Origin of the sequence: Acinetobacter sp. ANC 4178 (genome assembly GCF_004331175.1) — a bacterium.
Taxonomy (GTDB): Bacteria; Pseudomonadota; Gammaproteobacteria; order Pseudomonadales; family Moraxellaceae; genus Acinetobacter.
The window spans coordinates 172,720-196,823 of sequence record NZ_SJOD01000003.1; the positions used below are offsets into that span (position 1 = coordinate 172,720).

The window sequence follows — 24,104 nt, forward strand, 5'->3', positions numbered from 1 at the left end:
AGAAAGCATGGTTATTTTTTAGCTTTACGTCGATGAGCTGCAACATGGGCTAAACTTTGCTGCAATTGTTCAAAATAAGCAGGATCTTCTGCTTTGGCTGCATCTCGCAACACAATAGAAGTTGGATGTAGCAATTTCTGCGTTAGACGATGCGCAAAATCTTGCATAATTTGTGCAGCATTTTCGCCTTTGGCTAAACGAGATAGGGCCAACTGTAATTCTTCTTGTTGTAATTCATGTCCATGTTGGCGATATTGATGAATGGTTTCGCCCGCTTCATTGACCCGTTCATGGGTAATCAGCTCAATGGCTAATTGATTCACCATTACTTCCGCTTCAACTGCCGCCTGACGACGCTGTGCAAGATTTTCATCAATAACCGACTGTAAATCATCCACACCGTAGAGATAGACACCATCTAAAGATTCAACTTTTGGCTCTATATCCCGCGGTACAGCAAGATCAACCAAGAGCATTTGCTGATAACGGCGTTTCTTTAAGGCTCGTTTCACATCTTGATAGGAAATAACCTGATGCAAACTTCCTGTACAACTTGAAATCACATCTGCGCGATGCAAATTCTCAGCTAAATCGGCAAACTCAATAATTTCGACTTCAACCTGATGGGCAATTTCTTGAGCTAATAATTCGGCACGTTCACGGGTTCGGTTACAAATCAGCACCTTACCCACACCCATTTCCGCCAAATGCTTTGCAACGAGGCTATTCATTTCACCTGCCGCAACCACCAGAATGGTCAATTTTTCAGGCTGACTAAAAACTTGTAAGGCTAGCTGCGCAACGGCATAACCCATTGAAACGGCATGGCTACCCACCGCAGTTTCTGAACGAACACGCTTGGCCGCATAAAAGGCATATTCAAAAATTCGGTTTAAATTACCTGAAACCGTGTGCGCATCTTTGGCTAAAGACAGGGCAGATTTGACCTGTCCTAAAATTTGCGGTTCACCGAGCATTAAGGAGTCTAGCCCGCTAGCCACGCGCATTAAATGCGTCACCGCTTGCGCATCCTCATAGCGGTAAACATGATTGACCAGTTGCTTTACATCTAGATCATTTGCTTGGGCGAGCCAACTGAGTACCATATCCGCATTTTCAGATATGGCATAAACCTCTGTGCGGTTGCATGTAGACACCACCACCAAATCATTTAATTCAGTGTTGTGACTTTGCTGGGCAAGCAATACACTAAGCTTTTCAGCATTAAATGCAATTTGCTCACGCAACGCTACAGACGCGGTTTGATGGTTGACCCCCAATGCAAAGAAAGACATATCAAATCATCAATTCACTAAATTTATGCTATTGTGCAACATCGGTGTCATAAAAAGCATTACTTGGATCAAGAAAAAATTGCGTCAAACAAACAGCCGTATAAACGGCACGACGATAAAACAGTATTCTACCACATTCTTACTGGTTGGTAGCATGGCTTCTGGTACTCATGCAAGAGCATCAGAGGCAGTTTATCATGCAAATTCAAACAATAATGCCATAAAACAAAGCATGATTGCGGAATTTGCTTTGGCATATCATGATATCCCAACCGCTTTGCACAACTACACTGTTCTGGCTATTCGGAGTAATTCCACGCTTGTGAAACAACGTGCACTCAATATTGCGCTAGAACAAGATGATTTAAAAGCAGCACTCGATATTGCAACACATTGGGTGGTACAAGAACCTGAAGATGTGCCCGCACTATTTTATTTATCGCATATCGCCTTAAAAGCACATGAATACGAGCTGGCAGCAGAAACACTCGATAAAATATTAATGATTGATCCCAATGCGGATTTAGAGCAAATTTTGGCGGGTATTTCACCTGAATCACAAACAGACCGTGAAGTTCTGCTCAAAACCTTATCTGCCAGTAAAGAAAAAGACAATCCATCCATTTTGGTGCTAATCGCTGGCTTAGACGCACAAAATGGTCAATTCGATCAAGCACTAATTACCATTAACCGTGCTTTGCGCAAGCGCCCAAAAGTCACCGGCTTTATTCTCATGAAAGCCAATTTGCTCAATGCCTTGGGTGACCAACAAGAAACTTTGAAATGGTATGATAAATCTAGTCGTAAACATCGTGACAATTTAGAAGTTCGACTCGCAGAAGCCAAATACTTAATTAAATTAAATCAATCTGATACTGCGCTTAAAAAGCTCGAAAGCATCTTAAAAAAGTGGCCTAAACAAGAAGAGGCCCTCTTTTTAGCAGGTCTGACCAGTATTGACTTAAAACAATATGAAGATGCGGAAAAATTTTTGGTCGAACTGAGATATTCAGCTCAATATCAAAATGATGCCTACTACTATTTGGCCGTCAATGCTGAACGCAAGCAGCACTTTGAAACAGCCAAAGCCTACTACCGCTTGGTCGATGGTAGCCTCTACCCTGTCTCTAGACGCAGCATGATTAATATTTTTGCACAGCAAAATAAGCTACAAGATGCCTTGCGCTTTTTAACTCAAGAACGGGTCAACTACCCACAACACGCCAGTTTCCTCTATCAAGCGCAAGCAGATATTTTAAAGCGAATGAACAACACCAAAGCGGCACGCCGTTTATTGGATGAAGCCATAAAAAATCTGCCGGACGATCCTGACTTAATCTATGCCGAAGTCTTATTACTTGATCCATTTCAAGATCGTGCCAAATTAGAGCAACTCCTCAATCGCTTATTGGAAATCGAACCCAATAGCCCCACTTATTTAAATGCCTACGCCTATACGCTCGCCTTACAAAATCGACGTTTAGATGATGCACGGCATTATGTTGAACTCGCATTAGAATATACGCCTGATCAAGCATCCATTTTGGATACGCTCGGTTATATCACCTATTTACAGAATGACTTTGAGACTTCTGCGCAAGTACTTGGCAAGGCATATACCTTAAGCAATAGTGTTTCAATAGGCGTTCGATACGCTAAAGCATTATATATGCAAGGAAAAATTACTGAATTCAGTACTGTGTTACAACAATTAAAACAAAAACACCCAAATGATCCTCAATTGGAACAACTGAATTCGTTACTGTTACCTCAACAAATGAAAAAGAGCTAATTGATTTTGATGCGTGTATTTTCAAAAGTCGGTCTAACCGTATTCACCAGTAGTGTTTTATTCCTAACAGGCTGTCAACAATTTACTAAACCACAAATTCCTGCTGAAGGCCCAAATGCTGCTGAACAGAATCATTTCAATTTACAAGGTAAAATTGGTGTTCGCACCCCACAACAATCGGGTAGTGCTTTTTTTACTTGGCAGCAACAACAGCAAGAATTTGATATCGAACTTAGTGGCATTCTTGGGGTCGGTAAAACTCAAATTACAGGAAGACCAGGCGCTGTGAGCCTCAATAGTGCTAAAACAGGTTTAATCCAAGCCGCTACACCAGAAGAACTCCTAGAGCAAGCAACGGGTTGGCAAGCGCCGATTACTCATATAATTGATTGGGTACAGGCTCGACCAGCAACACTGCAAGCACAAATCAACAAAGATGCAGCGAATCGTCCGCAACGAATTATTGAAGATGGCTGGCAAGTCGATCTCAGTTATAACGACACGGCACAACTACCCAATAAATTAGTTCTGAAACAAGAACTTGAATCTGGTAAAGAAAATCGTATTACAATGCTTATTCAAAACCGTTAATTCTGGCTGGCTATGATTCGTGTACCTTCTCCTGCAAAACTCAATCTGTTTTTACACATCACAGGACGTCGTGAAAATGGATATCACGAGCTACAAAGTATTTTTCAACTGATCGACTTATGCGATTGGTTGGAATTTGAACCTACACAGCAAAAGGACATTCAGATCGAAGGCTTAAATGCCGTCGATTTGGAACAGAATTTAATTTACAAAGCCACACAGATGTTAAAACCACTAGCAAAACATCTCACTGGCTTAAAAATCAACATTGAAAAAAATATTCCAATGGGTGCTGGACTCGGCGGTGGTTCATCCAATGCGGCTACCACCCTGATTGTGGTGAACCAACTCTGGCAATGCGGTTTAACAATTGAACAATTGGCTGAGTTAGGAGTGAAACTTGGTGCGGATGTTCCTATTTTTGTACATGGGAAAAATGCATGGGCAGAAGGCATAGGTGAACACTTAACATTCATCAACTTAGATCAAAAACAGTACATAGTGCTAAAACCTGATTGTTTTATCAGCACTCAACTGCTTTTTTCACAAAAGACGTTGACAAGAAACTCAAAGCCATCTAAATTTTGCGCCTATCAGATAAAGCCATCTGACTTTGGAAATAACTTTGAACCTTTGGTAAGAAGTCTATATCCTGAAGTCAATGAAGCGATGCAATATTTAGATCAGTTCGGTGTTGCAAAACTTACAGGTACAGGTGCTTGTGTTTTTACTGAAGTAACTGCTGAAATGCACGTCAATGAAATTCTTAAACATTCGCCTTGTAAAGCTTACTTGGTCAATAGTTTAAATGAATCTCCATTACGTCATTTTAAAGTTCAATAGGGGCGTCGCCAAGTGGTAAGGCAGCGGGTTTTGATCTCGCCATCCGTTGGTTCGAATCCAGCCGCCCCTGCCAATTTCACCTGTAGATGTATGTATTAGGGGCGTCGCCAAGTGGTAAGGCAGCGGGTTTTGATCTCGCCATCCGTTGGTTCGAATCCAGCCGCCCCTGCCATATACACACATCAAATTTAGGGGCGTCGCCAAGTGGTAAGGCAGCGGGTTTTGATCTCGCCATCCGTTGGTTCGAATCCAGCCGCCCCTGCCAATTTCAAGTTTAAAAGACAGAACAACACTTTGCATCTTCTTGTTAATTTACCTTGACATGAACGCGCAAAAATATTAAAGTTCTGCCGCATTAGGGGCGTCGCCAAGTGGTAAGGCAGCGGGTTTTGATCTCGCCATCCGTTGGTTCGAATCCAGCCGCCCCTGCCATCTAATTTCAAACACACCAACCGCCAAGGGTGCTTCATGCCCAATCTTGTCGTTTTTAGTGGAACTGCTCATCCACAATTCGCTCAAAAAGTCGTAAGCCATTTGCACATTCCTTTAGGTGCTGCTTCAGTTTCAACCTTCTCTGATGGTGAGATTGCTGTAGAAATCACTGAAAATGTTCGTGGTAAAGACGTATTTGTCGTACAACCTACTTGTGCGCCTACTAATGATAACCTTATGGAAATCTTAGTGATGGCAGACGCCTTACGTCGTGCAAGTGCTGGTCGTATAACTGCTGTCATTCCTTACTTCGGTTATGCACGTCAAGACCGTCGTCCTCGTTCATCACGTGTTCCAATCACTGCAAAAGTTGTCGCAGACATGCTGACCACTGTAGGTATTGACCGTGTTGTAATGATCGACCTACATGCAGACCAAATCCAAGGTTTCTTCGATATCCCAGTAGACAACATTTACGGCACTCCAGCATTACTTGCTGACTTACGCCAACAGTCTCATGACAACCTCATGGTTGTTTCTCCAGACGTTGGTGGTGTAGTTCGTGCTCGTGCTGTTGCTAAACAAATGGGTGATATTGACCTTGCGATTATCGATAAACGTCGTCAAAAAGCGAATGAATCACAAGTGATGCATTTGATTGGTGATGTGAAAGGTCGTGATTGTGTCATTGTTGATGACATGGTAGATACAGCAGGTACTTTATGTAAAGCTGCTGATGCACTAAAAACTTTTGGTGCTCGCCGTGTTGTTGCCTATGCAACTCACCCTGTACTTTCAGGCAAAGCAATTGAGAATTTGAAAAACTCTGTCATCGACGAACTCGTAGTGACAGATACAATTCCGCTTTCTGAAGAAGCACAACAGCTTGGTAAGATTCGCCAAGTTTCGGTTGCCAGTATGGTTGCTGAAACAATTCGTCGTATTAACAACGAAGAATCTATTAGCGCAATGTTCGATAGTTATCTATAATATAACGCTAAAATTCCAAAGCCCTGCCCAGTGCAGGGCTTTGTCTCACTAGGTCGGTCGCAGATCTAGTTTATTTAATAAACTTAAATTAAGGATGTCTATCATGGCAAACTTCGTATTAAACGCACAAGCACGTGAAGCAGCTAACCAAGGGAAAGGTGCGAGCCGCCGCCTTCGTCACGCTGCACAAGTTCCAGCAATCATCTACGGTGGTAACGCTGAACCTGTAGCTGTTACTTTAGAACTTCGTGAGCTTGTTAAAGCTTTAGAAAACAACGCTTTCTTCGAAGAAGTTGTTGAAATCAAAGTTGGCGACAAAGTTGAAAACGTTAAAATCCAAGCGTTACAACGTCACCCAGCTAAAAACACACCTATGCACGCTGACTTCAAACGCGCATAAGTGTTAAATGGTGTAATTAGTGGCTAATTTATCGCTAATTGTTGGTTTGGGTAATCCTGGAAAGGAATATGCCCAAACCCGCCATAATGCAGGCTTCTGGTTTGTAGAACGCATTGCAGAAAAATATGGCATTACATTAAAAGCCGATCCAAAATTCCATGGAATAAGTGGTCGTGGTAATATCGAAGGTCAAGACGTTCGTCTGCTTTTACCAACAACCTTTATGAACCTTTCAGGCAAAAGTGTTGTTCCCTTCTGCAAATTTTATCAAGTTGCACCTGAAGCAATGTTAATTGCCCATGATGAACTTGATATGAACCCTGGTGTCATTCGCCTCAAAACTGGCGGTGGTCATGGTGGTCATAATGGACTACGTGACATTGTTCCACACCTCGGTCCAAATTTTCATCGTCTACGTATTGGTATTGGTCATCCTGGTTCTAAAGAACGCGTCTCTGGACATGTGCTTAGCAAAGCGCCAAGCAGTGAACAAAGTTTAATGGATGATGCAATCGATCATGCACTATCACGACTCAAGTTACTCGTGAATGGTGATATTCAGCAAGCAATGAATCAAATCAATGCTTATAAACCCAACTGAATTTATTTGAATTGTTAAACAATCTTTCTTGCCATGTTGTTTATTTCAGAGCAAAATGCGTTTTTTGCTGATTACTGATGTTGTAAGAAGCGATTGATTCAAACAAAAGATAACGGTCTTAGGTCCACTCAGGAGACGCTCGCCATGCTATCTCGTTTACTAAAATGCAAAATTCACCGCGCTGTAGTTACCCATGCTGAACTTCATTATGAAGGTTCATGTGCAATTGATGGTGTGTTAATGGATTTAGCTGGTATTCGTGAATACGAAGAAATCCATGTTTGGAACGTGACGAACGGTAAACGTTTCGCGACTTATGCGATTCGCGGTGAAGACAATTCTGGAATTATTTCAGTAAATGGTGGTGCTGCTCACCAAGCAGATGTGGGTGATCTTGTGATCATTGCGACTTTTGGTGCATTTACCGAAGCAGAAGCCAATGCACATAAACCTCGTTTGGTTTACGCTAACCCAGACAATACAGTCAATCACACTGCAAACTGTATTCCAGTCCAAGTGGCATAAAATAAATAAGAAGCTCGCAAATTGCGGGCTTTTTTATTTCTCACCTATAAAAATCTACGTACAATTCGCGTTCTTTCTATACGCCACTACTCTTCTCAATTGGCTTAGCGAATTTCTTGCAATCATTGTCAGAAATAATGATGATGCTAAAGTTAGATGAAATATCACATTTTCTGTAAAAAAGTTTATACTGGCAGCACATCGCTTCAGGGCGGGGTGTAATTCCCCACCGGTGGTAATTTCAGCTGAATATTTTACAACTGCTGACTCAGCCCACGAGCGTGTAGCCTTAAAGCTACATGCAGATTTGGTTCAAAGCCAAAGCCGACGGTATAGTCCGGATGAAAGAAGACGACGTGACCAATAAAGTCTCAGGCCAAACCTGTGATTATTTATTGCTACGCCAATTTTTCAAAGTCCTGAAATGTTCAACCGTATCTTCAACTTACGCGAGCGTTTCAATGTCTAGTTTAATCCAACCAGAACTCTTTTTTTCAGCACTTCCCCCAGCAGAACAGCGTATTCAACAAGCATTAGCCGATATCCGCCAAGGTAAACCTGTCTTGGTCATGGATGATTTTGATCGTGAAAATGAAGCGGATTTAATCATTGCCGCGGAAACATTAACGATCGAGACCATGGCGCGTATGATTCGTGATGGTTCTGGTATTGTTTGCCTTTGCATCACTAACGAACTTGCAGATCATTTAGAACTACCACCGATGGTCAGTGATAACTCAAGCCAATTTAAAACTGCATTTACGGTCACGATTGAAGCCTCTCAAGGGGTAACAACTGGGGTTTCAGCACAAGACCGTGTAACCACCATTCAAGCAGCAACACGTACTGGCGCAGTAGCCAGTGACTTGAACCGTCCGGGTCATGTATTCCCATTACGTGCGCGTGATGGTGGGGTCTTGAGTCGTCGTGGACATACTGAAGGTACAATTGACCTTGCTCGCTTAGCTGGGCTTAAACCCGCTGGTGTTTTATGCGAGTTAACCAATCCCGATGGCAGCATGGCTTCGGGGATACAAGTTTTGGCTTATGCTCAAACTCATCAGCTTACAGTCATTACCATTGAAGAACTGGTGCAATATCGCTTAACTCATTACGTATAAATGACACAGTCCCAGTCTTCATGCTGGGACTTTTTTAATCTGATCAAGGATCACATTTAAAATAATGTGGCATAAATACCATAAAGTGCGACAACAATTAAAATCATACCGCAACAAGCCAACAGATGTTGATACATCTTCGAGCGTGAAAAACGATTAAACATCAAATAAACAAAGGATAACGTCGCAAAATCGAGCGCAATCCAGCTCAGCGTTAGAATGCTTAAACTCAAATTTAAATTTGGCGTAATCTGTACAAACTGCGGAAAAAATGAAGCAAAGAAAATAATATCTTTGGGATTAGAAATAGCGACTAGAAAACCTTGCTTAAATCCACCATTTGCAACTGTACCCGAGGTACTCTCAGCCCCAACATCTCCCTGCCAAACTTCTCTTAAAATTTGTAGACCAAGATAAACAATATATAGACAGCCTAAAATTTTAACCACATTAAACCATTGCTCACTAATGGTTAAAAAGCCTTTAAGAATTGCAATAGACGCGGCAATTAAAACTAAAGAAGCCAGATTCGTACCAAAAATGGTTTGTAATGCACGACGATAGCCCCCTTTCAAACCCGCACTTGCCACCAATAGCATGACAGGTCCAGGTGTAGCGATCATAATCACAACGGCAAAACAATATAAAAAGTATTCAATATAATTCACAAGTCATTACTTTCTTTTATACAAATTAAAATAAAGTGCGTGTTTTAATCTTCTTCATCATCACGTAATAAGCTATGACTAATTCCATCAGCACGTAAAAATGCCAAATCATAACTTGCAGTCGCCAATGCCAATACACGACGCTCAAACTCTTGCCACAAAGCTTTCACTTGCTGCTCAGCAATACCCAAGCCACTTTCTTGAGTAAAATTTTTGTTCTTTTCACAAATTTTAAGTGCATGATATAACTTACGCCCTTTAGAAGCTTCTGGCCGCAAACGCACGCGCTTCGACAAGACAAAACCTTCAACATGTCTTAAATCTGCAAAGGGTAGCATTGGCACTAGAATCTGATCTAGCTGAGCATCTAAGCGAACCCAAACAGCATTTTGCTGCGTTGCTGAATAAGTATTCCACTGAATGACTTCATGATTAAAACGACGACACCCCCGACAAACTGCATCACCAAAGACCGTAGAACAACGCCCTGCACATGGCGTAAGTGAAGCGATTCGACGATCATTACTCAAAATAAACTCCTAAAATCATATAGATAAACACTATAAAACAAAATTTAATTCCATTAATTTTCAATTAAGATTGCTTAAGCATCATACCGTTTATCGCCTAATTTAAAAACCATAATTCTTGACGGGTTTTCTCGCTTATTACTGTAATTCGCGCTAAAATATGCGCCTTAAATTTTGTCCTATCGTTTATATTTGGAGTACTCCATGAACGCTACTGTAGAACAGCTTGCACCTGTAGAACAGCAAGCGACCGCTGATTGGGTTGTTGCCGCACTTTATCAATTCAAAGAAGTTCAAGATTCTGCTGATTTACAACAGCGTCTTTTAAACTTGGTAAACACTATCAATCTATGTGGTACTCTAATTGTTGCAGATGAAGGAATTAACGGTACCGTTGCGGGTGACCGTGCAGCAATTGATGCTGTACACCAATTTCTTTTAAACGAAGGCTTTAACGCCATGGAATATAAAGAGTCAACCAGCTCTGAAAAACCATTTCGTAAAATGAAAATTAAACTAAAAAAAGAAATTGTCACGCTGGGCGTAGAAGTTAAACCACGTGATTTAGTTGGTCACTACCTAGACCCTAAAGAATGGAACGATCTGATTGCACGTGATGACGTGATTCTGATTGATACTCGCAATGATTACGAATATAAAGCCGGTACTTTTAAAGGCGCAATCGACCCACAAACTGAGACTTTCCGTGAATTTCCAGATTATGTAAAACAAAATCTTGCTCAACATAAAGACAAGAAAATTGCGATGTTCTGTACTGGTGGTATTCGTTGTGAAAAATCGACTTCTTTGCTTTTACAAGAAGGCTTTGACGAGGTGTATCACCTGAAAGGTGGTATCCTAAAGTATTTAGAAGAAACCCCTGCCGAAGAAAGCATGTGGGAAGGTGAATGTTTCGTATTTGACGGTCGTACAGCGGTGACTCACGGTGTAGAAGAAGGTCAAAACATTAAATGTCACGCATGTGGTTGGCCATTAATTCCAGCCGAAGTGGAAGAGCCAAGTTATGAACATGGTGTATCTTGTAAGTATTGTGTAGACAAAACCACGGACAAACAAAAAGATGGCTTCCGTATGCGTCAATCTCAAATTGCTGCGGCAAAACGCAAACGTCTTTAATTTTTTGCAATCTTCCCCAAAGCCTCCTCTTTCGGAGGCTTTTTTGTACTTAGCCCAAAGTAAACAAATACAAAACAGAGCTTTACCACTGTTTCAAATCCAATTAGGATAAATTGTCTTCACTTTCATAAACGTATATGAACCTGACAGAATGGATTATCTTCATTATGGAGAAACTGGGCTATCTCGGTATAGCCCTATTGATGTTTTTAGATAACGTCTTCCCTCCTGTACCTTCCGAAATTATCATGCCTTCCGCAGGTTATTCCGCCTCGCGTGGCGAGCTACTGCTCATCGGTGTGATTATTGCGGGTTGTATCGGCTCTTTAGTTGCCGCGGCAGTTCTATATTGGATTGGTTATAAATTTAATCATGAAACCATCTTTCGTTTCGTTGACCGATATGGCAAATATTTCTTTATTCAATCAACCGATGTCAAAACTGCCTTAGACTGGTTCGAACATTACGGACACCGTATCGTCTTTTTTGGTCGTATGGTCCCTGCTGTCCGTTCTCTAATCAGTATTCCTGCAGGCATGAGTCGTATGCCATTTTGGAAATTCATGTTCTACAGCAGCTTAGGTACCATTATTTGGACCAGTTTCTTAGCCTGCGTAGGCTTCTATTTCGGTGAAAATCAAGCACTCATGCATCAAATTTTTAGCCAAGTGGGCTATGTGATGCTTGGTATTGCCCTGCTCATTATGGTATGGATTTTCTATCGACGACATCAGCAAAAAAGAAGAAATTTCAAAGACTAAGCACATTTAACTTAAGGATTTACATGAAGCATTATTTAAAACATTTTACTGCAATTTACAGTATCGCTTTAGTGATCCTCGTAACTATTCTCATTTTTGGTTTACATTTAGGCGGAATCACCTTAATTCCAGCCTTAATCGCTTCAGCTTTGCTAAATGCCAACCATTTTGTCAAAAAAGAACAACGTTTACCTAGCAGTGATGAAAAAATTCAATTGGTTTGGGGTTGTAGCGCTATTGCCATTGTTATTGAGAGTTTCTTCGTGTTCTTCTTGGTATTGATAAACCCAAATGCAGAACAAATTTTAAAAGCTGCCGATGAAGCTGGTCTCGGTCTTTCAGCACTCATCATGTTGTGCTTAATCGCAGTGCATGGTGTCATTTTTCATTTTGCCTATGGCTGGTATGCAAGTTTTATCGCAATAAAACAGCATCGGATTTAACGCTCCATTCACATTAAACTCAACATCAATAAGATGGCTTTTAGCTTATCATTAACATAAAAAAAGCACCTGACGGTGCTTTTCTTTTAATGCTATAAGATTAATTTGGTGTGTGGTGATACATGAGCCGCGATTGTAGCGGCGCAAGATGTCACATCACGCTGGCGTGTGGTACATTAAATAAATTTCATTTAAATTGTCTGGAATTTCTTCCGCCAATTCATCCATTAATTGACCATTGCGACGGAAAGATTCCATTTGTGGATCTTCGTCATCAATGCCACTGAACACCATGATTGGTAAAGTTAAATCAACCAATTGTTCTTCGTATTCTGGTGCAAACCATGCTTCTTCATTTAAGAACATCGCATCGACAAAGCCAACACTCCAGTCACCTAAACTTGATTCCACATCAGCTTCTTCAATTTCAAAAGGAAATTCAATTCCTTCTTCATTTGCCAAATTCTGACGAATACTGTCTAGCCAAGATTTGACTTGCGCAATAATCTCAGCAGGAACTTTTTTCTGATTACTTTCAAAAAGTTCATCTAACCAGCGATCAAATTGCGGGCCAACAGCAATTGCACATAAAAAACCATGAGTCGCTGCGAAATCTAGACCATGCTCATTTTGGTCACCATCTAGATATTCACTCAATAGGTCTAAATCTAAAGCACTCATTTTATATCCAAGCTTAAAATTGTAAGACGTATCATAACATTTTCAGCACACGATTCTCATCGTGAGTTTTAATCATCCTCATCATCGAAATCGTCGTCATCGTCTATATCGTAATCAAAATCTTTTAACTCGCGCTCTAAACGGCGTTGTGCGAGTAAGTCATCAATTAATCGACGTTTTTCCAGCGACTCTTTTGCGCTAATCTTGCTTGATGCTTCGTCAAAATTGACGTCATCATCACCGTAGTTATCATCTAATTCAAAATCTGTTGAAGACACTCAAACTACCTCAGAATAAAAATATAATGGGTCTAGGCGCTATTTATCGTTCTTCCGAAATCTTGTCAAGCTTTATTTAAATTTATTGCATTTTATTTGAATTTTGGTCTTTATTTTTAACCAATTTCATGGCATGATATAATCCACCCTGCGTCTTTTAGTTTTGCGGTATTTTTAATATCAAATCCAAAATGTTTTTTGATTCCAAATGTTGGATTTTGAACTGACGAACGCAAGGGATGAACTTGAAAATAACAAATTCACCCCCATCTTTATCCTTAAATTTACATTAAATATTTTATCAGGCGGCTTATTTGCTGATCATTCCTGATGAGATACATTGCAATTTACAGATAAGTTTATGAAGCAAACTGAGCTATCCAGCACGGTTTTTCACAGTCACAGATTCAACCAAGAGTAAGCAAAGATGAGCGATATGACTTCCCCTACTTCGCAAGTAGCGGCTCTGATTAGCCGAGGCAAAGAGCAAGGTTACTTAACTTATGCTGAGGTTAACGATCATCTCCCAGACTCGATTACTGAAAGCGAACAGATTGAAGACATTATTCAAATGCTTCAAGACGTGGGTATTCCTGTACACGAACGTGCACCTGAATCTGACGATACAATGTTCGAAGACAATGCAGAAGCTGCCGATGAAGTTGCAGAAGAAGAAGCTGCTGCCGTTCTTGCCTCTGTAGAAAACGAACCTGGTCGCACCACAGACCCTGTACGTATGTACATGCGTGAAATGGGTACTGTTGAGCTTTTAACCCGTGAGGGTGAAATTAGCATTGCGAAACGTATCGAAGAAGGTATTCGCGATGTTCTGCATTCTATTGCCTACTGGCCAAATGCAGTTGAAGTCGTTTTACAAGAATATAATGATTTTCTAGAAGGCGAACGTCGTCTTGCAGATATTTTATCAGGCTATTTAGACCCTGAAACTGATGAAGAGATTCCAGAAGTCTTGGAAGAAGAAGCTGAAGAAATTGAAGAAATTGCAGACTCTTCAAGCAAGTCAACCAAAGATGTCAAACTTGATGATGAAGATGAAGATGAAGAGTCTGAAAGTGATGATGATTCTGAAGGTGATTCTGGCCCAGACCCTGAAGTTGCGAAAGTACGTTTTTCAGAACTTTCAAATGCGTGGGAACAAACCAAAACCGTAATTGCGAAACATGGTCGTAATAGCGACGAGGCTAAAGCTGCGCTTGAAGCCCTTGCAACTGTGTTTATGATGTTCAAATTTACTCCGCGTCTATTTGATATCATTTCAGAAATGATTCGTGGCACTCACGACCAAATTCGTACGTCTGAACGCGAAGTAATGCGCTACGCAGTTCGTCGTGGCCGTATGGATCGTACTCAATTCCGTACATCTTTCCCAGGTCAAGAATCAAACTTTGCTTGGTTAGATGAACAAATTGCCAAAGCGCCAGCTGAGCATAAAGCGCATTTAGAAAAAGTGCGTCCTGATGTGCTTGCTTTCCAACAGAAAATTGCCGACATCGAAAAAGAATTGGACTTGAATGTAAAAGACATTAAAGACATTTCTAAACGTATGGCTGTGGGTGAAGCAAAAGCACGTCGTGCGAAAAAGGAAATGGTTGAAGCCAACCTTCGTTTGGTAATTTCGATTGCGAAAAAATATACCAACCGTGGCTTACAGTTCCTAGACTTAATTCAAGAAGGTAACATCGGCTTGATGAAGGCAGTTGACAAGTTTGAATACCGTCGTGGTTATAAGTTCTCGACTTATGCAACATGGTGGATTCGTCAGGCGATTACCCGCTCAATTGCCGACCAAGCACGTACCATTCGTATTCCAGTACACATGATCGAAACCATTAACAAGATCAACCGTGTATCTCGTCAACTTCTTCAAGAAATGGGCCGTGAACCTACACCTGAAGAACTCGGCGAACGTTTGGAAATGGACGAGGTTAAAGTTCGTAAAGTCCTCAAAATTGCCAAAGAGCCGATTTCTATGGAAACGCCAATTGGTGATGATGAAGATTCGCACTTGGGTGACTTCATTGAAGACAGTAACATCACCTCACCAGTTGATGCTGCAACGTCTGAAGGCTTAAAAGAAGCAACACGTGAAGTGCTTGAAAACTTGACTGAACGTGAAGCCAAAGTCTTGAAAATGCGTTTTGGTATTGATATGCCAACCGATCATACTTTAGAAGAAGTAGGTAAACAGTTTGATGTAACACGTGAACGTATTCGTCAGATTGAAGCCAAAGCACTTCGTAAGTTACGTCATCCTTCTCGTTCTGAACACTTACGTTCATTCCTAGAAAACGACTAATTTGTATAGATACGATGGAGACTTGAAATTTTATCGCTTGTCTCCATTATGTATTTAAGAGCAACACCTAACGCCTGCAGTTTCGCAGGCGTTTGAAATAAGGGGGACTGACGCTCATGACTATGTTAGACCGTACACCATCTCGTGAATTACAAGAACATCTTTGGGTGTTCCCAATGGACTACCCGATTAAACTCATAGGTCTTGCTGGCACTGAGTTACATGTTGCTGTAGTTGAAATTTTAGTAAAACATTTCCCTGAGTTTGATGGTAAATCGATTCAAGTACAACCATCACGCACGGGTAAATATCATTCTTTAACCGCTCAATTGCGTTTTGAAGAATTAGAACAAGTTCATCAGTTATATGCAGATCTTGCGGCTTGTCCGTTAATTAAAACTGCACTATAAGCACTCAAAAAAACACGCGAACTGCGTGTTTTTTTATGTCACTTTGAATTCCATTCCAGATATATCTCCCTATCCTACTCAGCTCGGCTTATAATTTAGCTCACATTCCAATATTGATAAGGATGCTGTCGACGTGACTGATGCTGTACTCAAACCCACTTTAATCATTCGTCAATTTACTCAGCTTACCCCTTATGCCGATCGCTTTCAGGACATGAAACAATTGACCGAGCAGCGTGATGCAGAAACACCTGACGAACTGTGGTTATTACAACATCCCGATGTCTTGACTCAAGGTCAAGCAGGCAAACCAGAACACATTTTAATTCCTTCCAACATTCCTGTGGTACAGACAGATCGGGGCGGACAAGTGACATGGCATGGCCCTGGTCAATTGGTGGCTTACTTCATGTTTGATTTAAATCGCCTAGGTTGGAATGTGCGCACACTGGTGTCTTATGCGGAAAACTTGATGATTGAGTTACTGAATAAGTACGGAATTGAAGCGTATGCCAAACCCGATGCGCCTGGTGTGTATGTAAATGAGCGCAAAATAGGATCTTTAGGGTTTAAAATTCGTCGTGGACGTAGTTATCACGGACTCGCACTCAATATTAATTGTGATTTAACTGGTTTTCATACCATCAATCCATGTGGCTACGCGGGTCTAGAAATGGTCCGCATTCATGACTTAATTGAACAAAACCCACCAAGTTTTGAAAACTTATGCGTCGATATCATTGAAACTTTAGAAAACAGCGGGTACTTTAATAAAGTTCAAATTGTTCAACAATAAGCACTTTACTTTATACAGTGAAATAAATTAGAGTATTTACTCTAAATAAAATAAAAGACTCTTAAACTAAGGGATAAGCAAGTGATTTTAAACAAATCAGTAAAACCTGCTTTACAGCTCGGCTATGTCAAACTCATGATGGATGTGATTGGCAGAGGATTGGTTATGGCAAGTCAGGTGGATGATGAAGTTAAGCAGGAAGTTGCAAAATTTCCTGCAAATTTCGTATTGTCCATGAAGGTATTCCCGCATGGTCCTGCTTTTATTGCCAAAGTCACCGATAATCATGAATTGATATTATTGAATGAAACCGAGCAAAAACCAGACCTCACCATTACATTCAAACATCTCAGTCATGCCTTTTTAGTCTTTTCTTTTCAGGAAAGTACAGCCCAAGCATTTGCCAATGACCGAATGATTGCCGATGGTGATTTATCTTATGCCATTCGTTTAGTTCGTTGCTTGAATAAAATGGAAGCGTTGATTTTACCGAAATTACTGGCTGAACTTGCAGTCAAACAATACCCACACGAACTAAGCCTAAAAGAAAAGCTTACAGGCGCAGCCAATATTTATCTTAAAGTGGCTCAATCATATTTCAAACGGAGTGCATAACATGGCAAAGCCTTATTATGAATTTTTTTGCCCAGTTAAAGTTATTGCAGGTAATGCCGCGTTAGAGCATATTCCTTTTGAACTTGCGACTTTAGGTGCCAAACGCCCTATGATCATTACCGACAAAGGTGTACGTGGTAACCAATTATTAGCACCCATTGAAGCTGCCTTTGAATCAACCGACGCCGTGATTGGCTGTATTTTTGATGATGTTCCACCTGATTCAAGCCTAGATACTGTTCGTCAAGCTGCTGCCTTATATCGTGAAAACCAATGTGATGCGATTATTGCCGTTGGTGGTGGTTCAGTGATTGATACATCTAAAGCTACCAATATTTTAGTCAGTGAAGGCGGTGATGATTTACTGCAATATTCAGGCGCACACAACTTACCTAAGCCTTTAAAACCTTTCTTTGTGATTCCAACCACATCAGGTACAGGCTCTGAAGTGACTATGGTTGCTGTTGTATCAGACAAGACCAAGAATGTAAAAATGGCTTTTGCTTCATACTATCTAATGCCACATGCTGCAATTCTTGATCCGCGTATGACCCTTACTTTGCCGCCACATCTCACCGCGATGACTGCGATGGATGCACTGACACATGCTGTTGAAGCCTACACTTGCATGGCCGCCAACCCAATCAGTGATGCCTATGCAACGGCTGCAATCAAAAAAATCTGCAGCAACTTGTTTAATGTTTTAGATAACCCAAACGATTCACAAGGTCGTTTAGAATTGGCGCAAGCATCGACTATGGCTGGTATTGCCTTCTCTAATTCTATGGTTGGTCTGGTTCATTCTTTAGGACATGCACTCGGTGCTGTGGCTCACCTCCCCCACGGTCTATGCATGAATTTATTCTTGCCTTATGTATTGGAATACAACAAAGAAGTGAATGGTGACAAAATCGCAGATCTATTACTTCCTCTTGCAGGAGCCGATATTTATGCACAAACCCCAGCACATTTACGTGCAGGTAAAGCCATCACGACCATTCAAGCGATGCGTGACCGTTTGTTCAGCCTAACTAAACTACCAAGAACGCTTCAAGAAACAGGTAAAGTTACCGAGGCTCAACTAGATGAAGTGGCTGAAAAAGCCTTAAATGATGGTTCCATCATCTATAATCCGAAAGAAGCATCCTTTGAAGACTTAAGATCAATTCTTCAAAAAGCATGGTAAAAATGCAATAAATAAAAAAGCCTGATGTTCCAACATCAGGCTTTTTTATAAATGACACATTAGTCATTTATTTTTTACCTATTTGGCAGAGAATTTGCTAAAAAATTCTACAAAAATACTGACAAGTGACATCAATTTAGGATAGATTGGCGCACTTTATTTTATTCGTAGGGGGGATCGTTCGTCTCAAACGATCCTTATAAACATGACTGATCCTTGATCAACGATTAAGAGGATAACGCCGTTGACAAATAACTCTGGGACTCAATCGGCAGCTAAACTGCAAAAAACGCTTGGATTTTGGCACATCGTCATTATTGGCCTAGCATATATTCAGCCAATGACCTTGTTTGATACTTTTGGTTTAGTATCTGAAGAAAGCCATTATCATGTTCCAACCTCTTATATTATTGCCTTGGTTGCGATCCTATTTACCTCTATTAGTTACGGACACATGATCCGTCGCTACCCATCCTCAGGTTCCGCCTATACCTATGCCCAAAAATCCATTCACCCGAATGTCGGCTTTATGGTGGGTTGGTCATCTTGGTTAGACTATCTATTATCGCCAATGGTCAACATTGTTCTGGCAGTAATTTATTTAGAGGCCTTATTCCCAGATGTAAACCATTGGGTTTGGGTTTTAGGTCTTACTGCACTGATGACAGGGGTTAACTTACGCGGTGCGCGTTTTGTTGCAAACTTTAACAGTCTGATTGTTTTCGTTCAGTTGGGGGTAATTGCATACTTTACATGGATGGTGTATCAATTACTGGCTGGTGGCGTGAATGCAGATGGCACTCTGGTCAATGCGAAATATCAGCTTTGGAGCCTTGAACCATTTTGGAACGAGATGACCACTGTTGGTGCATTAATTACAGGTGCAACGTTACTCTGCTTCTCTTTCACAGGGTTTGACTCTTTAAGTTCGTTGGCAGAAGAAACCAAAGACACTGAAAAAACCCTACCTAAAGCTATTTTCATGACGGCATTATTTGCAGGTGTGATTTTCATCATCAGCACCTATTTCATGCAAATTTACTTCCCGAATGATCCAAAAACTTACTTTGAAGATGTCGCTGCAACTCAGCCAGATATCTTACAAGCTGTAGGTGGCGTGGCCTTCAAAACAGCGGTACTGTATTTTGCAATTGTAACGGTAATGGCATCAGGTATTTCTGCACATGCGGGTGTATCACGCTTAATGTATGTGATGGGTCGTGATGGCGTAATCAATAAAAAAATCTTTGGTCATATCAGCCCAAAAACCTATACTCCGTCTTACAATATTTTGATTGTCGGTGTGGTGGCTTTAACTGCTGGCTTTATGGACCTCGATATTGTGATCTCAATGATTAGTTTTGGTGCTTTAACCGCTTTCACTTTTGTGAATCTATCGGTGATTTCACGTTATGCACTACGTGATGGTCGTACTAAATCAGCCAAAGAGATTATCAACTTCGTGGTTATTCCAATGCTTGGTTTCCTCAGTATTTTTGCCATGTGGCTTGAAATTGAAGAAACTGCTTTGAAATATGGTCTGTGGTGGGCAATGTTTGGGATTTTATACTTAGGTTATAAAACCAAAGGGTTCAAACAACCAGCTCCGCAACATAATGAATTTGATGATCATCATCATTAATTTTCATAAAAAAAAGACGCTTAATGCGTCTTTTTTTATTCTGGCTTATGCCAAAAACTTATCGGTAATGGTGGCGATACGCTGTGCATAAACTTTTGCTGTTGCGAGGTCACCACTCGGAATTTCATCAACACTTGCATCTGACGGTGTTTGGACCAATAAGCCCACAGAACCACCTAAATTGTTCACATCTTCACGGGTGGCTGATTTACTATTGGCAGGCAATAAACCTAAGCTTACCCAAATCCCTCCATGCTGTGAAGCAAGGGTTTGCAATTGAATCAAAGTAACCTGTTTATCTCCATTTAAACTGGCACTATTGGTAAATCCACCAAAAATTTTGTCTTGCCACGCACGTGTGAACCATTTTTTTGACGATGCATCTGCAAACTTTTTAAATTGCCAAGGTGCAGTTCCCATGTAAGTAGGTGCACCAAATACAATCGCATCAGATTGATCGAGTGTCGCCCAATCCTGTTCTTGAATATCACCATTTGCATCAATTTCAATTAGATTTGCTGAAATTTCCTGAGCAAAAGTTTGTGCAATCACTTTGGTATGACCATAGCCAGAAAAATAAACCACTGAAATATTCGACATCTTGTTTTCCTCAATTTAAATAAAACTATTTTGTATTCGATTGTTGATTAATATTTTGAGGCTTCATGTTAATACCATCATGCAGCCACACCATTACTTTTTACTAAATCTGATCAGGTTTCAGTTTGACATAGCTTGCAACTACATCACTCAAACCTTGTTTCAAACTTTGTGTTTTCTCTCCCACCAAAACTTCATAAGCATTTTGTTGAATCCCAGCAAAGATCTGCTCTGCAACAAACTCAGGACTAAACTTGGGAATTGGTAAACCCCGTGTTAAATCAGTATCAATAAATCCGACATGCACCCCCATTACCTGAATATGAAACTGAGATAACCACTGGCGACTGGAGTTGGTATAAGACCATGCGGCAGCTTTAGAAATTGCATAACCAGTTAATGACGTACTTGGTTCCCAAGATACATCCGATAAAATATTCACGACATAACTTTGTTGGTTTTGCTGCAAAATGGGTGAAAATATTTGTGTCACCCGCATCATGCCAAACAAATTGGTTTCTAAAATTTTATGGGTGGTCTCAATAATATTGGCATCAACGGGATGCGTATTTAAAAGGGCGATACCCGCATTGTTCACCAAAATGGTGGTATCGGCACAGGTTTGCGCTGCACGCTGGATAGACTGCTCATCATTCACATCAAGTTGCACAGGAATTAAACCTTGTTCTTGAAAACCCGCAATCTCGCGCATTCCAACATATACTTTTTTTGCGCCTTGTTTCCGTGCTTCACGCGCAATAGCTAAACCTAAACCGCGATTAGCACCTGTAATAAAAACAACGGCATCCGTAACGTTCATTGCATGACCCATCCCCAAAATGACTGTTGATTACGATACAGCCCCTAATTAAGGCAGTAGCATAATCTTTATTCATTCATGATACACTTATGAAACCTAGTATCAATTAGTTACCACTTGGTAACTGGTATTAAAATTGATATTTAAAGTGGAAAAATGTAAGCAGTGAGGTCGACAATTCATGAATAAACCATTGAAATTTAATATTTTTCATCCAGATTGTCCTGCCCGACTTTTTTTTGAAAAATTTGCAGACAAGTGGATTTTATTGATTGTGTATACGCTGGATCAAGAATCACAACATTTTAATGAATTGAAAAAGAATATCTTAGGGATTTCACCCAAAGTACTCTCACAAAAATTAAAGATATTAGAACGAGACGGTTTTTTAACACGCACTATTCACGAAGACAATGTGATTCGCGTTGAATATGCACTGACGGAGATAGGCAAAGATTTTGTGCAAAATGCCTATCAAATGAAGGATTGGGTCGAAGCCAATATGGGGAAAGTCTTAAAATCTAGACATGGATTTGATCAACGTCTAGAACAAGCAGAGTCCGTTTAAATCGACTCTGCCACGCTACTTATTTTATTCTTCTGCCAGTTGTTTAAAGCCTTGCTGACGCCATGCTTCATAGACGATTACCGCAGTGGCATTGGATAAATTCAAACTGCGAGAATTCGCTGCCATCGGTAAACGAATCCAATGTTGCTGCGGAAACATTAAACGCACATGTTCAGGTAAACCCCGTGTTTCTGGTCCCATTAATAATGCAATTGGTCGATTCAAATCAGAAGTATGTGGAGTCTCTGTACCTTTGGTGGTTAAAGGATAGATGGCATCTTTATCCACACCTTGCGTTGCCAAAAATTCAAGACATTGTTCAATATTGTCCCAAATTTGCATGCGTGCCCACTCATGATAATCCAAACCAGCACGCTTTAATTTTTTATCATCCAACTCAAAGCCTAAAGGCTTGACCAAATGTAACTGCGCTCCTGTATTGGCACATAAACGAATGATATTTCCTGTGTTGGCAGGAATTTCAGGCTCGTATAAAACAACATGAATCACAGGATTTCTCTACTTAAAAACATGGCTAGCACAAAGATTGCTTATTCCTTTCCGAATAATTATTTCCTGATGCTTAGCGGATTGAATGAAACAATGGCAAGCTTTTCACTGCCATTGTAATTGTTCACGTAAACTGACCACTTCACCTATGATGGTTAAAGTTGGCGCTTGAATATGATGCTCGCTCACTTTACTCGCAATATCTGCCAAAGTGCCTACAATCACTTTTTGCTCTGGTGTTGTACCTTTAGAAATCAAGGCAACAGGCATATTGGGACGTTGCCCATGTGCAATCAGTTGTTGGCAGGTATTTTCCAACCCAACCAAGCCCATGTACAACACCAAGGTTTGATTTTCGTAGACCAACTCATCCCAAGGTAACTCAGGTGAACCTTCTTTGAGATGTCCCGTGAGGAAACGGACACTTTGCGCATAATCACGATGCGTCAGTGGAATACCTGCATAAGCTGAACAACCGGATGCCGCAGTAATCCCAGGCACCACTTGGAAGGTAATGCCTGCATCAAACAACTCTTGAATTTCTTCGCCGCCACGGCCAAAAATAAATGGATCACCGCCTTTTAGCCGACAAACACGTTTACCTTGACTGGCATATTTGACCAATAATGCATTAATGCCTTCTTGAGGTACTGAATGATTAGAGCGAGCTTTGCCTACATAAATTTTTTCTGCATCACGACGACATAGGTCCATAATCGGCTGTGATACCAAACGATCATAAATCACCACATCGGCTTGTTGCATTAAGCGTAAGGCTTTTAAGGTCAAGAGTTCAGGATCACCAGGTCCCGCACCGACCAAATAGACTTCCCCTTTCGGAGTTTTCCATGCTTGTAATGCCTGCTCAATCAGTTGATCGGCTTCAGCTTCATTACCATTAAACACCTGCTCTTTGAGTGGACTTGCATACAAGTCTTCCCAAAAAATGCGACGCTCATCTGGATTGGTAATTTTTTGCTTTACTGTCGCGCGCCATTTACCCGAAAACTCCGCCAGCTTACCCATCCCATGTGGAATTAAGGTTTCTAACTGCGTCCGAATTTGGCGAGATAAAACGGGAGATGTGCCATTGCTTGCCACAGAAATAATCAATGGTGAACGATCAATAATGGCAGGAACCATAAAACGACAATGGGGTGGATCATCTACACTATTAACCAGCACCTTTTCAGCTTCACAGACTTCAAATACCTGTTGATTGACAGCGCGATCATTGGTTGCAGCAATCACAAGACGGTAATCGCGTAAATTCACCTGTTGCTGAAAGGCTTCAGCAATATACTGACCTTGAGTTTGCTCAAGCAATCCCAATAACTCAGGCTCAATTGCAGGCGCAATTACATCCAGAATTGCCCCTGCTTTGGCTAATAAAACCGCTTTACGGTAAGCGATACGCCCACCACCGACAATCAGACAAGGTTGCTGTTGCAGCTTTAAAGAGATTGGAAATATTTCCACGGAATACCTCTAACATTTACATCTGATCGTCTTAAAGCAATTTTCGTGCACAAACGCACACTCATCGAAAAAT

Annotated in this window: 27 protein-coding genes, 4 tRNA genes and 1 riboswitch; of the genes, 22 read left to right on the forward strand and 9 right to left on the reverse strand. The window is 40.9% G+C overall.

The genetic code is table 11. The annotated features are described in order from the left end of the window. Window positions 1-11: 11 nt before the first annotated feature. Window positions 12-1,295, reverse strand: a complete 1,284-nt coding sequence (hemA, locus tag E0H87_RS07870; RefSeq protein WP_131323084.1) for a glutamyl-tRNA reductase — start codon at window positions 1,293-1,295, stop codon at window positions 12-14. A gap of 79 nt (window positions 1,296-1,374) precedes the next feature. Between hemA and E0H87_RS07875 the strand changes: the two genes are divergently transcribed. The 12 genes from E0H87_RS07875 (at window position 1,375) to ribB (ending at window position 8,590) form a co-directional block, all read left to right on the forward strand. Then, complete coding sequence (locus tag E0H87_RS07875; RefSeq protein WP_205677744.1) at window positions 1,375-3,087, forward strand: tetratricopeptide repeat protein; 1,713 nt, start codon at window positions 1,375-1,377, stop codon at window positions 3,085-3,087. A 9-nt stretch (window positions 3,088-3,096) separates the two neighbouring features. Next, entirely contained in the window at window positions 3,097-3,678 is a 582-nt protein-coding gene (lolB, locus tag E0H87_RS07880) for a lipoprotein insertase outer membrane protein LolB (protein WP_131323086.1), read from the forward strand. Between the two features lie 12 nt (window positions 3,679-3,690). Beyond that, window positions 3,691-4,521 (forward strand): 4-(cytidine 5'-diphospho)-2-C-methyl-D-erythritol kinase, encoded by an 831-nt coding sequence (gene ispE, locus E0H87_RS07885; RefSeq protein WP_131323087.1) that lies wholly within the window; start codon window positions 3,691-3,693, stop codon window positions 4,519-4,521. Beyond that, window positions 4,520-4,594 (forward strand) — tRNA-Gln (locus E0H87_RS07890). The genes ispE and E0H87_RS07890 overlap by 2 nt, the downstream gene beginning before the upstream one ends. A 24-nt stretch (window positions 4,595-4,618) precedes the next feature. Next, a tRNA-Gln gene (locus E0H87_RS07895) sits at window positions 4,619-4,693 on the forward strand. Window positions 4,694-4,711: 18 nt separating this feature from the next. Further along, window positions 4,712-4,786: transfer RNA gene (locus E0H87_RS07900), tRNA-Gln, on the forward strand. 92 nt (window positions 4,787-4,878) lie between these two features. Further along, window positions 4,879-4,953, forward strand: a tRNA-Gln gene (locus E0H87_RS07905). Window positions 4,954-4,989: 36 nt separating this feature from the next. After that, window positions 4,990-5,943, forward strand: coding sequence for a ribose-phosphate pyrophosphokinase (locus E0H87_RS07910; protein WP_116759853.1), 954 nt, complete (start codon window positions 4,990-4,992; stop codon window positions 5,941-5,943). Between the two features lie 103 nt (window positions 5,944-6,046). Next, the gene (gene rplY, locus E0H87_RS07915; protein WP_116759855.1) at window positions 6,047-6,343 is read left to right on the forward strand and encodes a 50S ribosomal protein L25; all 297 of its coding nucleotides are present in this window, start codon (window positions 6,047-6,049) and stop codon (window positions 6,341-6,343) included. A 19-nt stretch (window positions 6,344-6,362) separates the two neighbouring features. Beyond that, window positions 6,363-6,944, forward strand: a complete 582-nt coding sequence (pth, locus tag E0H87_RS07920; protein WP_131323088.1) for an aminoacyl-tRNA hydrolase — start codon at window positions 6,363-6,365, stop codon at window positions 6,942-6,944. A 144-nt stretch (window positions 6,945-7,088) separates the two neighbouring features. After that, window positions 7,089-7,469: an aspartate 1-decarboxylase gene (panD, locus tag E0H87_RS07925; protein ID WP_016165796.1), complete on the forward strand. Its 381-nt coding sequence runs from the start codon at window positions 7,089-7,091 to the stop codon at window positions 7,467-7,469. A 199-nt stretch (window positions 7,470-7,668) separates the two neighbouring features. Next, a riboswitch (FMN riboswitch) is annotated at window positions 7,669-7,826 on the forward strand. A 104-nt stretch (window positions 7,827-7,930) separates the two neighbouring features. Further along, window positions 7,931-8,590, forward strand: coding sequence for a 3,4-dihydroxy-2-butanone-4-phosphate synthase (ribB, locus tag E0H87_RS07930; RefSeq protein ID WP_131323319.1), 660 nt, complete (start codon window positions 7,931-7,933; stop codon window positions 8,588-8,590). 56 nt (window positions 8,591-8,646) lie between these two features. On the opposite strand, the gene E0H87_RS07935 is transcribed toward ribB, so the two are convergent. Both E0H87_RS07935 and E0H87_RS07940 read right to left on the reverse strand, forming a co-directional pair. Continuing rightward, a complete protein-coding gene (locus E0H87_RS07935) occupies window positions 8,647-9,258 on the reverse strand; it encodes a LysE family translocator (protein ID WP_131323089.1) in 612 nt (203 codons plus the stop codon). A 44-nt stretch (window positions 9,259-9,302) separates the two neighbouring features. Further along, the gene (locus tag E0H87_RS07940; RefSeq protein WP_131323090.1) at window positions 9,303-9,788 is read right to left on the reverse strand and encodes a DUF1289 domain-containing protein; all 486 of its coding nucleotides are present in this window, start codon (window positions 9,786-9,788) and stop codon (window positions 9,303-9,305) included. A gap of 204 nt (window positions 9,789-9,992) precedes the next feature. Here E0H87_RS07940 and E0H87_RS07945 point away from each other — a divergent pair, with 204 nt between their 5' ends. From E0H87_RS07945 to E0H87_RS07955, 3 genes are all read left to right on the forward strand, one after another. Beyond that, window positions 9,993-10,925, forward strand: a complete 933-nt coding sequence (locus E0H87_RS07945) for a rhodanese-related sulfurtransferase (RefSeq protein WP_131323091.1) — start codon at window positions 9,993-9,995, stop codon at window positions 10,923-10,925. 137 nt (window positions 10,926-11,062) lie between these two features. Further along, window positions 11,063-11,686, forward strand: a complete 624-nt coding sequence (locus E0H87_RS07950; protein WP_131323092.1) for a DedA family protein — start codon at window positions 11,063-11,065, stop codon at window positions 11,684-11,686. A gap of 23 nt (window positions 11,687-11,709) precedes the next feature. Further along, window positions 11,710-12,129, forward strand: coding sequence for an ABZJ_00895 family protein (locus tag E0H87_RS07955; RefSeq protein WP_131323093.1), 420 nt, complete (start codon window positions 11,710-11,712; stop codon window positions 12,127-12,129). Window positions 12,130-12,285: 156 nt separating this feature from the next. On the opposite strand, the gene E0H87_RS07960 is transcribed toward E0H87_RS07955, so the two are convergent. Together E0H87_RS07960 and E0H87_RS07965 are read right to left on the reverse strand one after the other, a co-directional pair. Then, entirely contained in the window at window positions 12,286-12,810 is a 525-nt protein-coding gene (locus tag E0H87_RS07960) for a YecA family protein (protein WP_116759871.1), read from the reverse strand. Window positions 12,811-12,878: 68 nt separating this feature from the next. Then, entirely contained in the window at window positions 12,879-13,088 is a 210-nt protein-coding gene (locus tag E0H87_RS07965; protein ID WP_116759873.1) for a PA3496 family putative envelope integrity protein, read from the reverse strand. 427 nt (window positions 13,089-13,515) lie between these two features. Here E0H87_RS07965 and rpoD point away from each other — a divergent pair, with 427 nt between their 5' ends. The 6 genes from rpoD to E0H87_RS07995 all read left to right on the forward strand — a co-directional run bounded on the left by rpoD (window position 13,516) and on the right by E0H87_RS07995 (window position 20,054). After that, window positions 13,516-15,405 (forward strand): RNA polymerase sigma factor RpoD, encoded by a 1,890-nt coding sequence (gene rpoD, locus E0H87_RS07970; protein ID WP_131262515.1) that lies wholly within the window; start codon window positions 13,516-13,518, stop codon window positions 15,403-15,405. Window positions 15,406-15,527: 122 nt separating this feature from the next. Next, window positions 15,528-15,815, forward strand: a complete 288-nt coding sequence (locus E0H87_RS07975; protein WP_131323320.1) for a YbeD family protein — start codon at window positions 15,528-15,530, stop codon at window positions 15,813-15,815. A gap of 133 nt (window positions 15,816-15,948) precedes the next feature. Then, the gene (gene lipB / locus E0H87_RS07980) at window positions 15,949-16,611 is read left to right on the forward strand and encodes a lipoyl(octanoyl) transferase LipB (RefSeq protein ID WP_131323094.1); all 663 of its coding nucleotides are present in this window, start codon (window positions 15,949-15,951) and stop codon (window positions 16,609-16,611) included. An 81-nt stretch (window positions 16,612-16,692) separates the two neighbouring features. Further along, the gene (locus E0H87_RS07985; RefSeq protein ID WP_131323095.1) at window positions 16,693-17,226 is read left to right on the forward strand and encodes a hypothetical protein; all 534 of its coding nucleotides are present in this window, start codon (window positions 16,693-16,695) and stop codon (window positions 17,224-17,226) included. 1 nt (window position 17,227) lies between these two features. Continuing rightward, window positions 17,228-18,412: an iron-containing alcohol dehydrogenase gene (locus tag E0H87_RS07990; protein WP_131323096.1), complete on the forward strand. Its 1,185-nt coding sequence runs from the start codon at window positions 17,228-17,230 to the stop codon at window positions 18,410-18,412. A 244-nt stretch (window positions 18,413-18,656) separates the two neighbouring features. Next, entirely contained in the window at window positions 18,657-20,054 is a 1,398-nt protein-coding gene (locus tag E0H87_RS07995) for an APC family permease (protein WP_131323097.1), read from the forward strand. A gap of 45 nt (window positions 20,055-20,099) precedes the next feature. Here the strand turns inward: E0H87_RS07995 and E0H87_RS08000 are convergent, their stop codons facing one another. Together E0H87_RS08000 and E0H87_RS08005 are read right to left on the reverse strand one after the other, a co-directional pair. Next, a complete protein-coding gene (locus tag E0H87_RS08000) occupies window positions 20,100-20,654 on the reverse strand; it encodes a flavodoxin family protein (RefSeq protein ID WP_131323098.1) in 555 nt (184 codons plus the stop codon). A gap of 103 nt (window positions 20,655-20,757) precedes the next feature. After that, a complete protein-coding gene (locus tag E0H87_RS08005; RefSeq protein ID WP_131323099.1) occupies window positions 20,758-21,474 on the reverse strand; it encodes an SDR family NAD(P)-dependent oxidoreductase in 717 nt (238 codons plus the stop codon). Between the two features lie 181 nt (window positions 21,475-21,655). On the opposite strand from E0H87_RS08005, the gene E0H87_RS08010 reads away from it, so the two are divergent. Continuing rightward, the gene (locus tag E0H87_RS08010) at window positions 21,656-22,042 is read left to right on the forward strand and encodes a winged helix-turn-helix transcriptional regulator (RefSeq protein WP_131323100.1); all 387 of its coding nucleotides are present in this window, start codon (window positions 21,656-21,658) and stop codon (window positions 22,040-22,042) included. A gap of 24 nt (window positions 22,043-22,066) precedes the next feature. Here E0H87_RS08010 and E0H87_RS08015 read toward each other — a convergent pair whose 3' ends face one another. Both E0H87_RS08015 and cysG read right to left on the reverse strand, forming a co-directional pair. After that, window positions 22,067-22,552 carry a tRNA (cytidine(34)-2'-O)-methyltransferase gene (locus E0H87_RS08015; RefSeq protein ID WP_131323101.1) on the reverse strand — a complete coding sequence of 162 codons (486 nt, stop codon included), beginning with the start codon at window positions 22,550-22,552 and terminating at the stop codon, window positions 22,067-22,069. 105 nt (window positions 22,553-22,657) lie between these two features. Further along, window positions 22,658-24,031, reverse strand: coding sequence for a siroheme synthase CysG (gene cysG / locus E0H87_RS08020; protein WP_131323102.1), 1,374 nt, complete (start codon window positions 24,029-24,031; stop codon window positions 22,658-22,660). Between the last annotated feature and the right edge of the window lie 73 nt (window positions 24,032-24,104).

Coding starts and splice junctions, on each gene's coding strand:
- hemA (WP_131323084.1), bottom strand. CDS start 1,295: ATGTCTTTCTTTGCATTGGGGGTCAACCATCAAACCGCGTCTGTAGCG.
- lolB (WP_131323086.1), top strand. CDS start 3,097: ATGCGTGTATTTTCAAAAGTCGGTCTAACCGTATTCACCAGTAGTGTT.
- ispE (WP_131323087.1), top strand. CDS start 3,691: ATGATTCGTGTACCTTCTCCTGCAAAACTCAATCTGTTTTTACACATC.
- E0H87_RS07910 (WP_116759853.1), top strand. CDS start 4,990: ATGCCCAATCTTGTCGTTTTTAGTGGAACTGCTCATCCACAATTCGCT.
- rplY (WP_116759855.1), top strand. CDS start 6,047: ATGGCAAACTTCGTATTAAACGCACAAGCACGTGAAGCAGCTAACCAA.
- panD (WP_016165796.1), top strand. CDS start 7,089: ATGCTATCTCGTTTACTAAAATGCAAAATTCACCGCGCTGTAGTTACC.
- ribB (WP_131323319.1), top strand. CDS start 7,931: ATGTCTAGTTTAATCCAACCAGAACTCTTTTTTTCAGCACTTCCCCCA.
- E0H87_RS07945 (WP_131323091.1), top strand. CDS start 9,993: ATGAACGCTACTGTAGAACAGCTTGCACCTGTAGAACAGCAAGCGACC.
- E0H87_RS07950 (WP_131323092.1), top strand. CDS start 11,063: ATGAACCTGACAGAATGGATTATCTTCATTATGGAGAAACTGGGCTAT.
- E0H87_RS07955 (WP_131323093.1), top strand. CDS start 11,710: ATGAAGCATTATTTAAAACATTTTACTGCAATTTACAGTATCGCTTTA.
- E0H87_RS07960 (WP_116759871.1), bottom strand. CDS start 12,810: ATGAGTGCTTTAGATTTAGACCTATTGAGTGAATATCTAGATGGTGAC.
- rpoD (WP_131262515.1), top strand. CDS start 13,516: ATGAGCGATATGACTTCCCCTACTTCGCAAGTAGCGGCTCTGATTAGC.
- E0H87_RS07975 (WP_131323320.1), top strand. CDS start 15,528: ATGTTAGACCGTACACCATCTCGTGAATTACAAGAACATCTTTGGGTG.
- E0H87_RS07990 (WP_131323096.1), top strand. CDS start 17,228: ATGGCAAAGCCTTATTATGAATTTTTTTGCCCAGTTAAAGTTATTGCA.
- E0H87_RS08000 (WP_131323098.1), bottom strand. CDS start 20,654: ATGTCGAATATTTCAGTGGTTTATTTTTCTGGCTATGGTCATACCAAA.
- E0H87_RS08005 (WP_131323099.1), bottom strand. CDS start 21,474: ATGAACGTTACGGATGCCGTTGTTTTTATTACAGGTGCTAATCGCGGT.
- E0H87_RS08010 (WP_131323100.1), top strand. CDS start 21,656: ATGAATAAACCATTGAAATTTAATATTTTTCATCCAGATTGTCCTGCC.